The organism is Nocardiopsis sp. SBT366 (assembly GCF_001083815.1).
Lineage (GTDB): Bacteria > Actinomycetota > Actinomycetes > Streptosporangiales > Streptosporangiaceae > Nocardiopsis > Nocardiopsis prasina.
Genome location: NZ_LAVM01000069.1, coordinates 16,332 through 31,499 on the forward strand (window position 1 = coordinate 16,332; position 15,168 = coordinate 31,499).

Annotated in this window: 13 protein-coding genes; 10 read left to right on the plus strand and 3 right to left on the minus strand. The window is 73.6% G+C overall.

The window, feature by feature from the left end; translation table 11 throughout:
• Positions 1-11 precede the first annotated feature (11 nt).
• From hutU to hutI, 4 genes are read left to right on the plus strand one after another with little or no spacing between them, the layout of a single operon-like run.
• A complete protein-coding gene (gene hutU / locus ADX84_RS19255) occupies positions 12-1,685 on the plus strand; it encodes a urocanate hydratase (RefSeq protein ID WP_049577065.1) in 1,674 nt (557 codons plus the stop codon).
• A complete protein-coding gene (locus tag ADX84_RS19260; protein WP_049577069.1) occupies positions 1,682-2,920 on the plus strand; it encodes an allantoate amidohydrolase in 1,239 nt (412 codons plus the stop codon). Before hutU ends, ADX84_RS19260 begins: the two co-directional genes overlap by 4 nt.
• A complete protein-coding gene (locus ADX84_RS19265) occupies positions 2,917-4,278 on the plus strand; it encodes a formimidoylglutamate deiminase (RefSeq protein WP_156208134.1) in 1,362 nt (453 codons plus the stop codon). Before ADX84_RS19260 ends, ADX84_RS19265 begins: the two co-directional genes overlap by 4 nt.
• Before the next feature lie 53 nt (positions 4,279-4,331).
• Positions 4,332-5,516 carry an imidazolonepropionase gene (gene hutI / locus ADX84_RS19270; protein WP_369801114.1) on the plus strand — a complete coding sequence of 395 codons (1,185 nt, stop codon included), beginning with the start codon at positions 4,332-4,334 and terminating at the stop codon, positions 5,514-5,516.
• A gap of 795 nt (positions 5,517-6,311) precedes the next feature.
• Here hutI and ADX84_RS19275 read toward each other — a convergent pair.
• Positions 6,312-6,593, minus strand: a complete 282-nt coding sequence (locus ADX84_RS19275) for a hypothetical protein (RefSeq protein ID WP_049577075.1) — start codon at positions 6,591-6,593, stop codon at positions 6,312-6,314.
• Between the two features lie 530 nt (positions 6,594-7,123).
• Between ADX84_RS19275 and ADX84_RS19280 the strand changes: the two genes are divergently transcribed.
• Both ADX84_RS19280 and ADX84_RS19285 read left to right on the plus strand, forming a co-directional pair.
• Positions 7,124-7,561: a DUF485 domain-containing protein gene (locus ADX84_RS19280; RefSeq protein WP_049577113.1), complete on the plus strand. Its 438-nt coding sequence runs from the start codon at positions 7,124-7,126 to the stop codon at positions 7,559-7,561.
• Positions 7,561-9,276, plus strand: coding sequence for a cation acetate symporter (locus tag ADX84_RS19285; protein ID WP_049577078.1), 1,716 nt, complete (start codon positions 7,561-7,563; stop codon positions 9,274-9,276). Before ADX84_RS19280 ends, ADX84_RS19285 begins: the two co-directional genes overlap by 1 nt.
• 108 nt (positions 9,277-9,384) lie before the next feature.
• Here ADX84_RS19285 and ADX84_RS19290 read toward each other — a convergent pair whose 3' ends face one another.
• Positions 9,385-10,473, minus strand: a complete 1,089-nt coding sequence (locus ADX84_RS19290) for a hypothetical protein (RefSeq protein ID WP_049577082.1) — start codon at positions 10,471-10,473, stop codon at positions 9,385-9,387.
• A gap of 97 nt (positions 10,474-10,570) precedes the next feature.
• Here ADX84_RS19290 and ADX84_RS19295 point away from each other — a divergent pair, with 97 nt between their 5' ends.
• On the plus strand, positions 10,571-11,113 hold the full coding sequence (locus ADX84_RS19295) for a DUF1697 domain-containing protein (RefSeq protein ID WP_049577087.1): 543 nt from the start codon (positions 10,571-10,573) through the stop codon (positions 11,111-11,113).
• A 106-nt stretch (positions 11,114-11,219) separates the two neighbouring features.
• Positions 11,220-12,170, plus strand: a complete 951-nt coding sequence (locus ADX84_RS19300; RefSeq protein ID WP_049577091.1) for a CRISPR system precrRNA processing endoribonuclease RAMP protein Cas6 — start codon at positions 11,220-11,222, stop codon at positions 12,168-12,170.
• Positions 12,171-12,334: 164 nt separating this feature from the next.
• Here ADX84_RS19300 and ADX84_RS19305 read toward each other — a convergent pair whose 3' ends face one another.
• Positions 12,335-12,523, minus strand: coding sequence for a hypothetical protein (locus ADX84_RS19305; RefSeq protein WP_049577095.1), 189 nt, complete (start codon positions 12,521-12,523; stop codon positions 12,335-12,337).
• A 259-nt stretch (positions 12,524-12,782) separates the two neighbouring features.
• On the opposite strand from ADX84_RS19305, the gene ADX84_RS19310 reads away from it, so the two are divergent.
• Both ADX84_RS19310 and ADX84_RS19315 read left to right on the plus strand, forming a co-directional pair.
• Positions 12,783-14,561 (plus strand): hypothetical protein, encoded by a 1,779-nt coding sequence (locus ADX84_RS19310; RefSeq protein ID WP_049577099.1) that lies wholly within the window; start codon positions 12,783-12,785, stop codon positions 14,559-14,561.
• Positions 14,558-15,168, plus strand: a 611-nt coding sequence (locus tag ADX84_RS19315; protein WP_049577103.1) for a hypothetical protein, incomplete at its 3' end; no start/stop codon positions are given. The genes ADX84_RS19310 and ADX84_RS19315, both read left to right, overlap by 4 nt.

A 15,168-nucleotide genomic window follows, 5' to 3' on the forward strand; every position in this document is an offset into this window, starting at 1 on the left:
AGGAGACCACGATGAGCAACCCACGCACCGTCCGCGCGGCCCGAGGCCTCACCCTGTCGGCCAAGGGCTGGCAGCAGGAGGCGGCCCTGCGCATGTTCCACAACAACCTCGACCCCGAGGTGGCCGAGCACCCCGAGGACCTCGTGGTCTACGGCGGCACCGGAAAGGCCGCCCGGGACTGGCGCAGCTTCGACCGCATCACCGCGTCCCTGCGCGACCTGGAGGGCGACGAGACGCTGCTCGTGCAGTCCGGCCGCCCCGTGGGGATCATGCGCACCCACGAGTGGGCGCCGCGCGTGCTGCTGGCCAACAGCAACCTGGTGGGGGACTGGGCGAACTGGCCCGAGTTCCGCCGCCTCGAGGCCGAGGGCCTCACCATGTACGGGCAGATGACCGCCGGTTCGTGGATCTACATCGGTACGCAGGGCATCCTCCAGGGCACCTACGAGACCTTCGCCGCCGTGGCCGCGAAGTTGGGTTCGAAGGGGCACAGCGGCGGCACCCTCGCCGGGACCATCACCCTGACCGCCGGGCTCGGCGGCATGGGCGGCGCCCAGCCCCTGGCCGTCACCATGAACGACGGCGTGGCGATCGTGGTCGAGTGCGACGGCAGCCGGATCGACCGGCGCATCGAGCACCGCTACCTGGACGTGCGCGCCCAGAGCCTGGACGAGGCCCTGGACCTGGCCGTGCGCGCCCGTGACGAGCGCCGCCCGCTCTCCATCGGCGTTCTCGGCAACGCGGCGGAGGTCTTCCCCGAACTCCTGTCCCGCGGCGCTCCGATCGACATCGTCACCGACCAGACCTCGGCCCACGACCCGCTGGCCTACCTGCCGCTGGGCGTGTCCTTCGAGGACTGGAAGGCCCTGGCGGCGGCCAAGCCCGAGGAGTTCACCGTCCGGGCCCGCGAGTCCATGGCCGCGCACGTGGAGGCCATGGTCGGCTTCCTCGACGCGGGCGCGGAGGTCTTCGACTACGGCAACTCGATCCGCGACGAGGCGCGCGAGGGCGGCTTCACCCGCGCCTTCGACTTCCCCGGGTTCGTGCCCGCCTACATCCGGCCCCTGTTCTGCGAGGGAAAGGGCCCGTTCCGCTGGGCCGCGCTGTCCGGCGACCCCGCCGACATCGCCCGCACCGACGACGCCATCCTCGACCTGTTCCCCGACAACGACCACCTCGCCCGGTGGATTCGCATGGCCAGGGAGCGGGTCGCGTTCCAGGGCCTGCCCGCCCGCATCTGCTGGCTGGGCCAGGGCGAGCGGGCCGCCGCCGGTCAGCGCTTCAACGAGCTGGTGGCCTCCGGCGAGATCACCGCTCCGCTGGCGATCGGCCGCGACCACCTCGACACCGGTTCGGTGGCCTCGCCCTACCGCGAGACCGAGGCCATGAAGGACGGATCGGACGCCATCGCGGACTGGCCGCTGCTCAACGCCCTGGTCAACACCTCCTCCGGCGCCTCCTGGGTGTCCATCCACCACGGTGGCGGGGTCGGCATGGGCCGCTCCATCCACGCCGGCCAGGTGAGTGTCGCGGACGGCACCGAGCTGGCCGCCGCCAAACTCCAGCGGGTGCTCACCAACGACCCCGCCATGGGCGTCATCCGCCACGTGGACGCGGGCTACGAGGAGGCCGAGCGGGTCGCCCAGACGCACGGTATCCGCGTGCCCATGAAGGAGGGCGAGTGAGTTTCGACCGGCTCTGGGCCGACCTCGACCCCGTCGGGCGCTCGGCCGACAGCGGTGGCTACCACCGTCACTCCTGGGCGGGCGCCGACACCGACGCCCGCGCCTGGTTCACCGAGGCGGCCGCCGCCCGCGGCCTGGACGTGCGCACCGACCGCAACGGCAACCTGTGGGCCTGGTGGGGCACGCCCGGACCGGGTGCCGTGGCCACCGGCTCCCACCTGGACTCGGTGCCCGACGGCGGGGCCTTCGACGGCCCCCTCGGAGTGGCCAGCGCCCTGGCCGCCGTGGACGAGCTGCGCGCCCGGGGGTTCACCCCCGCGCGACCGCTGGTCCTGGGGGTGTTCGTCGAGGAGGAGGGCGGCCGGTTCGGGGTGCCCTGCCTGGGCAGCCGCCTGAGCACCGGGGAGATCGACCCCGCCCGCGCCAGGTCCCTCACCGACGCCTCCGGCGTCACCTGGGAGCGCGCCATGGCGGGGGCGGGACTGGATCCCGCAGCGATCGGACCCGACCCCGAACTCCTCTCCTGGCTGGACGTGTTCGTCGAGCTGCACGTGGAGCAGGGGCGGGCTCTGGAGGACACCGACCACGCCGTGGGCGTGGCCAGCGCCATCTGGCCGCACGGCCGGTGGCGGATGGACTTCCGGGGCCGGGCCGACCACGCGGGCACCACTCGCCTGGAGGACCGGGAGGACCCCATGCTCCCGTTCGCCCACACGATCCTGGCCGCCCGTGCGCTGGCCGAGCGGCACGACGCCCGCGCCACGGTCGCCAAGGGCCTGATCACCCCCAACGGCACCAACGCCATCCCCTCGCTGGTCAGCGCCTGGCTGGACGCCCGAGCCGCGGACCAGGACACCCTGGCCTCGGTGGTCGGGGGCGTGCGTGAGGCCGCCGAACGGGCGGCCCGCGACCACGGGGTCACCCTCGAGGTGTCGGCCGAGTCCACCACGCCGCTGGTGGAGTTCGCCCACGACCTCAGGGACCGGCTCGCCGGGATCGTGGGGACCCGTGCCGCCGAGTCCGCCGGACCGGTCCCGGTCCTGCCCACCGGCGCCGGGCATGACGCCGGGGTGCTCTCCGCGCACGTGCCCACGGCGATGCTGTACGTGCGCAACCCGACCGGGATCTCCCACTCACCCCAGGAGTGGGCCCGTCCCGAGGACTGTCACGCCGGGGTCGTCGCCCTGGCCGACGTCCTGGCCGACCTGCTCGCGGTCCCCGGGGGGACACCGTGACGGGGGAACGCCGGTACTGGTGTGAGTGGGCTTGGCTCGGCGGCGCGGCCCCCGAACCCGGGGTGCTCCTGACCGTCGACGCCGCCGGACGCCTGACCTCGGTGGTCTCGGGCTCCGCTCCGGACGGCGCCGAGCGTCTGCCCGGACTCACCCTGCCCGGCCTGGCCAACGCCCACTCGCACGCCTTCCACCGGGCGCTGCGCGGCCGCACCCACGCCGGGGGCGGGTCCTTCTGGACCTGGCGCGAGGTGATGTACCGGGCGGCCGAACGCCTCGACCCGGACTCCTACCACCGCCTGGCCAGGGCCGCCTACGCCGAGATGGCCCTGGCCGGAGTGACCTGTGTGGGAGAGTTCCACTACCTGCACCACGGCCCGGAGGGTCAGCGCTACGCCGACCCCAACGCCATGGGGCAGGCCCTGGTCGCGGCCGCCGCCGACGCCGGGGTCCGGATCACCCTGCTGGACGTGTGCTACCTCTCCGGTGGTCTCGGCGAGGACGGGTCCCAGTTGCCCCTGACCGGACCGCAGCTGCGCTTCGGCGACGGCACGGCCGACGCCTGGGCCGCCAGAGTGAGTGATTTCGCCCCCGGGGGGAGGCACGCCCGGGTGGGCGCCGCCGCGCACTCGGTGCGCGCCGTGCCCGTCGCGGACCTGCCCTCCGTCGCCCGGTTCGCCGACGCGGGCGAGCTGCCGCTGCACGTCCACGTCTCCGAGCAGCCCGCCGAGAACGCCGCCTGCCTGGCCGCGCACGGGATCACCCCCGTGCGGGTGCTGGCCGAGGCGGGTGCGCTCACCGAACGCACCACCCTGGTGCACGCCACCCACCTCACCGACGCCGACGTGGACACGGTCCGAGCCCACCGGTCCGCCGTGTGCCTGTGCCCGACCACCGAGCGCGACCTCGCGGACGGCCTGCCCCGCACCGGCGACCTCGTGGCCGCCCCGCGCCGGGTCCCGATCAGCCTGGGCACCGACCAGCACGCCCAGCTGGACCTGTTCGAGGAGGCCCGCGCCGTGGAGCTGCACGAACGCCTGCGCACCCACCGCCGGGGCACCCTGGGCAGCGGCGAACTACTGCGCGCCGCCACCGCGGACGGCCACGCCGGACTCGGCTGGCACGACGCCGGGAACCTCGCGCCCGGAGCCCGCGCTGACCTGGTCAACGTGTCCCTGGACGGGGTGCGCCTGGCCGGTGCCGATCCCGCACGGGCCACCGACGCCGTGGTCTTCGCCGCCACCGCCGCCGACGTGCGGCACGTGATGGTGGACGGGCAGTGGACCGTCCGCGACGGAGTCCACGTCCGCCTGCCCGACACCGCAAGAGAACTCGACGCCGCGATCAAGGAGCTGCTGTGACCCCGACCGGCCCTGGAACCGAGACCGAGACCGGCCCCGCGACGCCCGGCACGATCCTCGTCGACGCCATCGGCACCCTGGTCACCAACGACCCCGAACTGGGGGAGGGGCGACTGGGCGAGATCAGTGACGCCGCCCTGGTGATCGAGGACGGGCGGGTGGCCTGGGCGGGACCGCGCGCGCAGGCGCCCGCAGCCGACGCCCGGGTGGACGCGGCCGGACGCTGTGTGATCCCGGGGTTCGTGGACAGCCACTCCCACATCGTCTTCGCCGGTGACCGCAGCCGCGAGTTCGCCGCCCGGATGAGCGGTACCCCGTACTCGGCGGGCGGCATCCGCACCACGGTGGCGGCCACCCGCGCCGCCACCGACGCCGAACTCCTGGCGGGGGCACGGAGGTTCGTCCGCGAGGCGCACGCGCAGGGCACCACCACCCTGGAGGTCAAGTCCGGGTACGGGCTCACCGTGGAGGACGAGCGCCGTTCCCTGGAGGTCGCCGGCCGGGTCACCGACGAGGTCACCTTCCTCGGCGCGCACGTGGTGGCCCCCGAGTACGCGGACGACCCGGCCGCCTACGTGGACCTGGTCACCGGGCCGATGCTGGACGCCTGCGCCCCGCACGCCCGCTGGGTGGACGTGTTCTGTGAGCGCGGGGCCTTCGACGAGGAGGCCTCCCGCCGGGTGCTCACCGCCGGGACGGAACGGGGTCTGCTGCCCCGCGTGCACGGGAACCAGCTGGGCGAGGGGCCCGGGGTCCGGTTGGCCGTGGAGCTGGGCGCCGCCTCGGTCGACCACTGCACCTACCTGTCCGGCGAGGACGTGGACGCCCTCGCCCAGGCCGCGAAGCGCCCCGAACCCACGGTGGCGACGCTGCTGCCCGGTGTGGACTTCTCCACCCGCCAGCCCTACCCCGACGCCCGTTCCCTCATCGACGCGGGCGCGGTCGTGGCCCTGGCCAGTGACTGCAACCCGGGTTCGTGCTTCACGTCCAGCCTGGCCTTCTGCATCGCCGTGGCGGTGCGGGACATGGGGATGACCCCGGACGAGGCGGTCTGGGCGGCGACCAGGGGCGGCGCTGTGGCGCTGCGCCGCGACGACGTGGGCCGTCTCTCCCCGGGAGCCCGGGCCGACCTGACCCTGCTCGACGCCCCCAACCACCTCTACCTGGCCTACCGCCCCGGTGTCCCCCAGGTGGCGGCGGTGTGGAAGGACGGCGCACTGGTCTCCGGCCAGCCCTGATCCTCCTGAACCCGCCGCGGGTGGCGCCACTCCCGCGGCGCCCGGGCTTCTGGGAAACAAACCGAACCCGGAACTCAACGGGGACCTCACCTTGGTGAAACCCGCCGCCCCCACAGTGGAGTCGTGTCGGTGCGCGTCCCTCCGTCGCGGCACAGCGTCGTGACGCGGTGGAGGGAGCACCCACGCCACTGAGGGAGCGCCTTCCCCCTGAGAGCGCGAACGGGCCCCGAGGGCCCACCACTCGTCAGGGGCCCTCGACACATCGGGGCCGGAACAGGACCAGGACCAGGGCCTGCGCGGCCTCGCGGGAACGGTCGGGTCCGGCCCGGTCGCCTCACGGAAGCCGTGGAGGCAGTGGGGCCGCCCCCGTGTTCCGGCGGCAGCGGAGCGACGCCGTCCCCTCCTTGACCGGCCGTGGCCGGGTGGTGGCACAGCGCCTCCCGGAGCCGCGCCGGCCTCCCGGTCCGGTTCGCCGGTCGGGAGTAGTGTGCCGCAACCGCGGTAACACGGCCTGTTCCCCCGCGAAGACCACCTGTACACCGCCCATCTGGCGCCGCGCGATCGTGGCTCCCGCGCCTGACCCAGGGCGCCCGTGGCCCGGACCACCGTCCGGGGCGGGCGGTCCGCGGTGCGCGGGGGGGTGGACACGCGAACGGGGGCCGACGGACACCGTGGTGTCCACCGGCCCCCGACTCGCGGTTGACGCGATGAGGCCGATCCGGGCGTTCCCGTGGGACCGCCCGGGTGAACCTAGGGAGTGGTCCGGGGGATGGCCCCCCGGTGCGCTCGGACGACCTAGTTGTCGTCGTCGTCGCCGTCCGCGTCGCTGTCGGAGCCCTCGGGCTTCTCGGCGGTGGAAGAAGCGGCCTTCTTGGTGACGCGGCGCTTCTTCACCGAACGCGAGTAGTCGACGAGGGGCTCGTAGCGGGTCTCGTGCTCCTTGAAGCACTCGTCGCAGGCGTCGACCTCACGGACGGCGCCCTCCCAGGCGAACTGGATGACCTCAGTCGCCTCGACCTTCTCCTCGCGGACGGCGTGGGGATCGCAGTACTTGCGCGTGAAGACCTCGGTGACCACGGCGGGGATTTCCCTTCGGTATCGCGTGAACTGTGCGGACCCTGTAATCATACACGTGTACGAACACGGAAACGGGTGATGAGACCGGTTTCCGTGATGGGTCGGGGTCGCCCCGAAGCCTAGCGAAGTCGGAGGGGTCATCGCGCCGTCCGGCGGCGTGTGGGGACCGGATGACCAGGCGGTCCATTCGGGGTGACGGTCCGTGATCCCGGTCTCCGTCACGGGGGTGTCGCGTTCCCGCGCGCCGTTCCACAATGTGCCTCCATCCTTTCCCGTTCCGGCGGTCGGCATATGTTCCAGCCGATTTGTGTATTTGGCGAACACGGCACGAGGGCCCTGGTTAGTGTGAGTTCCACTCGGGGGAGAGGGGTCGTCCCAGGACGAGGACGGATCACCCCGGGAAACCGGCCGACGCGCCCAGGGCGGCGCGCGCCGAGGGAAAGGCCGAGCCCGTGGGGGAGCGGATTCGGCGCCACACACAAGGGCCCCGCGTGCGCGGGGAGGAATTTTCCGTGTTCGGGGGGATGGCCGTGGTCGAGTACATGGAAGGCACGTCAAGAAGGCTGGGCGGGGGCTCGGGGGAGTCGCCGCGCGCCAACGGGACCGGATCGGCGCGCGGCCGGACCGAGGCGGATATGGCGCACGCATGTGAACGCATGTCCGTCGATCCGCGATTCGTGAAACTCCGAAGGAGATTCGCACTTCAGGTCGGGTTCCTGGTGGGGGCCTTCCTGTTGAGTTACCTTTCCCATCTTCTCCTTTCCGTCTACGCGCGCGATTTCATGAGCGTGCGGATCATCGATCCCGTCAACGTCGCCCTGGCGACGGGGATCGGCCAGTTCCTGCTCACCTTCGTGCTCGCCTGGGCCTTCGGCCGTTTCTCCGCCCGTTCCATCGACCCCCTCGCCGAGGAGATCCTCGAGCGGGCGCGGGCCGAGGACACGCTCGACGGGCGGGTGGCAGGCTGATGGACACCACGGTCCCGCCCCCGTTCACCAGCGCCCTCGACGGTCCGATCAAGGAGGCGCACGCCTGGACCATCGGCCTGTGCGCCGTGTTCGTCCTGGTCACCCTGGCTATCACCATTCGGTCCCGGCGCACGACCAAGGGCGCCGTCGACTTCTACGCCGGTGGGCGCGGCTTCTCCGGTACCCAGAACGGCCTCGCGCTGACCGGCGACTACCTCTCCGCCGCCTCCTTCCTCGGCATCGCCGGGATGATCGCCCTCCAGGGCTATGACGGCTTCCTCTACTCCATCGGCTTCCTGGTGGCCTGGTTGCTGGTCCTGCCCATGGCCCAGCTCACACGCAACACCGGCCGCTTCACCATGGCCGACCTGCCTGCCTTCCGGATGCGCCGGATGCGGGTGCGCCTGGCCTGCACGGTGTCCACGGTCACCGTCTGCGTGTTCTACCTGGTCGCGCAGATGGTGGGGGCGGGCGCCCTGGTGTCGGTCCTGCTCGGCCTGCACGACGGCGGCACCTTCCTCGGTCTGGATGCTGGCCAGGCCCGTACCGGCGCGATCGTGGTCGCGGGCGTGCTGATGATCGCCTACGTCGTGTTCGGCGGTATGAAGGCGGCCACCTGGCTCCAGATCATCAAGGCCGTGGTGTTGCTCACCGCCACCGGGCTCCTCACCGTCCTGGTGCTGGCCCTGTTCTCCTTCGACCCGCGCGCCCTGCTCAGCGCGGCGGCCGAGACCAGCGGCCACGGACAGGCCTTCCTCGAGCCCGGCCTGCGGTTCGGCGCCGAGGTCCCCGGGGACCCGGCACGGACGCTCTTCAACAAGATGGACCTGGTCAGCCTGGGACTGGCGCTGGTCCTGGGCACCGTCGCCCTGCCGCACATCCTCATCCGCTTCTACACGGTGACCGACGGCCGGGCCGCGCGCTCCTCGGTCAACCGCACCATCGCCATGGTGGGCGCCTTCTACCTGATGACCCTCGCCCTGGGATTCGGTGCCGCGGCTCTGGTGGGGTCCGAGCGCATCCTGGCCCTGGACCCCTCGGGCAACTCCGCCGTCCCACTGCTCGCCGAGGAGGTGGGCCGCCAGACCGCCGGGCCGACGGGCGCCGCCGTTCTGCTCGCCCTGATCTCGGCGGTGGCGCTGGCCACCATCCTCGCGGTGATCGCCAGCCTCACCCTGGCCTCGTCCTCCTCGATCGCGCACGACCTGTTCGGCCACATCCTCATGTGGGGGCGCCCGCGCGAGTCCCAGGAGGTGGGGGTGGCCCGATTCTCCGCGTGCGTGATCGGCGCGGTCTCCATCGCGCTGGCGGTGCAGGCGCAGGCCCAGAACGTGGCCTTCCTGGTGGGGTTGGCCTTCGCCATCGCGGCTGCCGCCAACCTGCCCGTCATCCTCCTGACCATGTTCTGGCGCCGCTTCAACACCCGGGGCGTGGAGTGGGGGATCTACGGCGGGCTGTCCACGACCCTGCTGCTCATGCTGTTCTCACCGGTGATGTCCGGCAAGACCGACCCCGTCACCGGTGAGAACCTGTCCGTGCTGCCAGCGTGGATCGACATCCAGGTCTTCCCCATGGAGAACCCGGCGCTGGTCGCCGTACCGGTCGGCTTCGCGTGCGCGATCGTCGGCAGTCTGCTGTCGCGGGAGCGCAACAGCGCGCGCTTCACCGAGCTGCGCGTCCGGTCGCTCACCGGTTGGGGCGCCGACCGCGGCTGACCCGTCAGGGGCGCAGAGGACGGTCCGGTCCGCAGCGGGGCGGCAGGGTCCAGGGGCACCGGGTTCGGGGCCGCAGGGACAGGAGTCCTGCGGCCGGGTCGGCAGATATCAGAGTTCCGGGGTTCGGGGGCGATCGTCTCCACGGGCGCCGGCGAAGGTCCCGGCCACGTCGTCGAGGAACTCCGGTAGTGAGGGGAGCGCGTGGGCGACGTCGTCCCAGCCCTCCTGGAACCGCGCGGCGCCCGACTCCACGGACCACTGCTCGGAGCGGCGCAGGGAACGGCCCATCGCCCACGCTGCCACCGCCACGATCGGGCGCGACAACCCGACCCCGCGCACGTCCAGCTGGCCAGAGACCGACCAGGTTCCGTCCGGTCCCGGGGCGGGGACGGCCTCCCCGCGCGCCCGGACCAGCCGGTGGTCCACCTCCAGGGTCACCGGAGGAGTGGTCACGGCGCCCCCGGCCGCCGCGAACCAGCCCGGCAGGTCCACGCGGACGCGCACGTGGGCGCGCAACAGGCGCGAACCCCAGCGCGCCATGGCGCTTTCCACGGGGAAGCGCAGGTCCGCTTCCAAGGTCAGCGTCTCCTCCGCGTGGTCGTGGACGACCGTGCCCGTGGTGGACGGGGCTGCCTCACCGCCCTCCTCGCCGTTGTCCGTGGAGCCCCCGCCGGTCCCGGCGTCCTCGCGCATGGCGAAGTCGACCGCGCACACCCCGGACTCGTCCCAGGACGCCACGGTCAGGTCGGTGCCCACCCAGCCCTCACCGTCCGGCGCGAAGAGCGGCCTCCCCTGAGGATCGACCTCGGTGGCCAGGTAGGTGCTGCCCGGGGCCAGGTGTTCGCCGGACAGCAGCCGCAGGGAGAGCTCGGACTCGCTCACGGCGACCTCGTCCGCGAGGTCCTGGGCGGTCACCTCCCGTTCGGTGGAGCCCGCCGGGTCCCCGGTGCCCCCAACCCCGTCCGACGGGTCTCCCACCCGACGGCCGTGCGCGGCCCTCTCCTCCTCCGTGAGCACGAGGCCCAGTTCCCGAGCCCGGTGCTCCAGGCGCCGCGACTCCTCCTCGGAGGGAAGGACCAGCAGGCCGCCCTCGCCGAAGCGCGCGCCGCGCAGGACTCCGTACGCGGAGGACACCGTCCGTGCGAGGTCCTCCCGGCTCAGGGCCGTGAGGGCGAGGGTGTGGCTCAGACGGGGCATGGGCCCTCCGCTTCGACGTGGGTCAACACTGGCCAGGCCATTGTGGTGCCCGCGAGCCGGACGGACAACCGGCGAACCGTCGTCGGCCTGGGGCACCATGGCCGGTATGACCAGACACATCGTGCTGCTGCGCGGTATCAACGTCGGCGGACACCGCAAGGTGGCCATGGCGGACCTGCGCGCGCTGCTCACCGGGCTCGGGTACGCGGACGTGGCCACCTACATCCAGAGCGGCAACGCCGTCCTGACCTCGGCGGAGCCCGACCCGGAGGTGGTGGGCGCCACCGTGCGCGCCGCGTTGCTCGAGCGGTTCGGTCTCGACGTCGCGGTCGTGACGCGCACGCTGGACCAGCTCCGCGCGGCGGTGGCGGCCAATCCCCTGACCGTGGAGAACCCGTCCGCCTTCATGGTGCTGTTCTGCTCGGAACCGGTGGACACCGCCGCCCTGAGGGCGATCGACCCCGCCACTCACCCGCGTGAGCGCATCGCCGTCACCCCCACCGAGGTCTTCACCCACCACGAACTCGGCGTGCGCGAGGCGCGGCTGCCCGCGGTGGTCGCCCGGAACTGCCCGGGGGAGGTCACCGCCCGCAACTGGCGTACCGTGCTGCGCCTGGTGGAGATGGCGGAGGGCGGCTGAGATCCCCGGACTCCCGGGGGCTCGCGGGAACTGTCCGAGAGTAGTCGTGGGAGGAACGAGGACGGCGGGGAGTGCGCCGTCCCGAACAGGTGAGGGGTGGTGTGCGGTGCCCAGACGGTGGACCGTGATCCTGAGGGAACGGGCCGACGCCGCGCGGCCGATCCGGCCCGAGGACTGCCACGGACTGCTCAACCGCTGGTGGCCGCAACCGGAGTCCGAGCACACGGCGCCCAAGCGCTGGGCGATGAACGGGTGGCCGACCCCCCTGGGCAACCGGCTGCACCACTGGACGCTCACCTGGCTGGACGACGAGCACCCGCCGCCCGTGGACCCGGGGGAGCTGCTCGGCCGGGTCCAGAGAGTGGGCGACCACCTGCTCGAACCGCTCTCCGTCACGCGCACCTTCGACACCCCCTACGCCGCGATGCTCACCGCGTCGCACCGGCCCGCCGCCGTGCGCGCGGCCGAGGTGCGCACCCGGACACCCGTCGTGACCACCACACGTGACTCCGCGGGCGAACGCGTCCCGCACGTGTGGCCCAACCCCCGGCGGCTCTTCGGAGCCGTGCACCGCTCCGGCGGGGGGATCGTCGGGGGCAGCGGCGCCGTGGGAGCCGTGGCCCGCTTCGCGCCGACCGAACTCGCCACACCCTGGTTGGAGGAGGCCCTGGCCGGTCTGGCCCGGGTCCGCCGCTCGAACCTGCCCGGCGAGGAGGTGGGGCTGTCCGAGCACCAGCACGCGGAGAACCGCTCCGTGCTGGGCTGGCGGGGCGGCCTTCGCCTGGACGTGGTCGACGGCGACCCCCGGGACGTCGCGACCTTCGCTGTCCTGCTGGAGCTCCTGGAACTGGCCGGGATCGGCAAGTACACCGCGCAGGGCTTCGGTTCGGTGCGGGTGGACACGGTCACCCGGAACGTGCTCGCCTCGCGGGTTCCCGCCCCGCGTTCGGGCCGCCGGGTCGCACACCGCATCCGGCACAGCCGCCCCAGGTCGATCGACACGCGTGCGCGCGCGGTGGCCGAGGCGGAGGAGTTCGGGGGCACGCTGTTCGACTGACCCACCAGACCGCCGGTTCCCGCCCGAGGACGGCGGGCGGGGGCCGGTGCCCCACCCCGGTGGCCGCCATGGCCGCCCTTCGCGGCTCCCACCCGGTGGACGGGGTGGGAGCCCCTTCTCGTCCCCGCCCGTGCCTCGCCCCGGATGGTCACCCGGGTCGGAGGTCAGGCCGTGCGTTGGTGGGGTATCGGCTCCGGTGGGGTGTGCCCGTCGCCCTCGCGCAGCGTCCGGGCCAGCCCGAGCAGGTGCGGCACGAGGTCCTCCGGGGTCAGGGCGGGGCCGGTCCGCTTGCCACCTGAGGGGCGGTCGCGTTCGGATCGGGTGAGCCGGTCGTGTCTGCTCGGCGTCGCCATGGAAGGGCCTTTCTGCTGTCGGGCGGGGGACGGTCCATGCACTGTGCTCTCTCGGACAGGGCGCGGGGTCCTCCTGCAACGGGGTGCGTGCGGGGGGAAGGAGTGACCGGATGGGGCCAACGGGGTGACGTGGGGTGGCGACTCCTGGTATCGGTGGTGATGACGGCGTCACCGTCCGAGAGATGTCTGAAGGACACCCGTTCCCGTACGGCGCGTCGCGCCGTTCCCGCCGTCCCCCGGCCACGAGGAGTCCGTCGCGGTGACCCAGGCCTCCGAGCACCGATCGACCGAGCCCCACCCGCCCAGCCACGACCCCAGCACCCCGGCCGCCGGGGTGCTGGTCGGCGTCGACCTGCGTGGGATCCAGGCCTTCGTCTACAGCGGCAGACGGATCCTGGACGCCGTGGGCCGCGCGGCGCTGGTCGCCGAACTCACCGACACCTCCGATCCCGTCCACGGAGTGGCCGACCTCGTCCCCGAGGACTGCCTCGTCCTGCGGGACGCGGGCGGAGCCCTGACCCTGGTCCTGGCCGACCTCGCTGCGGCCCGGCGGTTCACCGGTCGGTACACGCGCAGGCTGCGGGACCGGGCCGGGGGACTGACCCCGGTGGTCGCGTTCGTCCCCTACGGGCCCGGGGCCGTGCCCGTTCCCGGAGGACCGGTCGCGGCGGGCCTGGACGCGGCGCTGGCCGAGCTGCCCGTCCGGCTGCGCCGTGCCCGGCGCCACATGTCCGCTCTGCACACTCCCGCGCCGGGGTACGGGATCACGGCCGTGTGCTCGGTCAGCGGGGCCCCGGCCGAGGCAGTGGACGGCAGCAGGCCCCTGGAGGACCCCACAGGCACGGGCCGACGCGTGCACGAACGGGTGGCGGCCGACGTCGCCCGAGCGCGGGGGATCGGCCGACGCTGGCACCGCGCCCACAGCGACTCCTGGCTCTCGGGGCCGGAGGCGGGCCTGGCCCTGCCCATGGAGGTCGACCGGCTCGGTCGCGACCACGGGGACGTGAGCAGGGTCGCGGTGCTGCACGTCGACGTCAACGGCCTGGGGGAGCTCCTCGGTGAGTACCGCGAGCGGGCGGGAATCCCCGGGGTGCCCGGATCCGGGGCGCTGGCCCAGCGGGAGCTGTCCACGCACATCGCCGGGCTCACCGAGGGGCTGGCTCGCGCCCTGGTGCACGCGGTGGCCGCCAGGGTCCGAACCGAACCGGGGCGGCCCCCGTTCATCCCGGGGGCCGGTGCGGGCGGGGAACTCACTCTCGACCACGAACCCTCCGGCCCGATCCGGCTGCCGCTGCGGCCGATCGTGGTCGCCGGGGACGACCTCACGGTGCTCTGCGACGCCCGGCTGGCGCTGAGTCTGGTGCGGTTCGCCCTGGAGTGGCTGGACGCCGACCCCGAGCGGATCGGCGACCCTGCCGACCCCAGGGTGGCCCTGCACCGGGCGCTGACCCGTGTCCGCCTCCCGGGCCGTACGGTGACCACCGCCGACGCCCGCGCGCACGTCACCCGCGTGCCCACCGTGGGGGCGGGGATCGCGGTGCAGCCGGTGGGCGCCCCGCTCGCACTCGGCTACGACCTCTGCGAGGCCATGTGCGGCCTGGCCAAGGCACGGCGGCGCTCGGCCGTGGCCACCGACCCCACCGCCGCAGAGGAGCACACCGTGGCCTGGACCACCCGATTCGACGGGGTCGACCGTGTCCTGGACCGCATCGAGTCCGCCCGAACGGCCGTGCCCGCGCGCACCGCCCTGCCGATGACCGGCACGAACTTCACCCGGTTCCTGGAGCGCTACCTGTCCTCCGCGCACGGCGGCCTGTTCTCGGACGGGGACGCCCGCCACCGGGGGTGGCTCGTCTCGGCGCTGGTCCCCCTGCTGGAGTCCGGAGCCGACCCCGGACCCGAACTGGACCGCCGTGCCCGCGCGACCGGGCACCCGGTGAGCCTGCCCGAGCGATGGACCCACGGGGAACTGTTGGACGCGGTCGACGTGCGTGACCTGTACCTGGATCCCGGACTGGCGGGGGGCGGAGTCCGATGAGCGAGCCCGACCGGATCGTGGTGCGCCTGGCCTCCCCGGCGCTGTTCGTGGGCGCCAGCGTGGACGGAACCGGCGCCGACACCGACGTGGTCACCGACGCCCACGGGCTGCCACACCTGCCCCGGCACCGACTCGCCGCCCGGTTGCGCGCGGCCGCGGTCGGCGCCGCGACGGTCGCACCGGACCTGGCCGAGGCGGTGCGGCGGGTGTTCGGCCGGGAGCGCTCGCACGACGCCGACCGCGCCCTGAGGGTGGGACACGCCCGACCCGCGGACAGCGTGCGCGCCGCCGTCGCCCACGCCCTCGCGGGCCGCGGCGAACCCGCGCGGGCCACGTTGCGCCGCGCGGTCACCGACGCGCACACCACACTGGAGTCGGGAGTGGAGATCGGCCCTGACGGCGCGCCCGAACCCGGCCGTCTGCGCACCCACCGGGCGCTCCTGCCCGGCCTGGTGCTCACCGCGCCGATGACCTGGTCGGTTCCCCCAAGGGCGGTGGACTGGCGCTGCCTGGCCCGCGCCTGCCTGGCCACGGACCAGATCGGTCTGCGCTCCACCCGTGGCCGGGGGCGGGTCGACGTGTACCTGGCCCGCCCCCCGCTACCAGC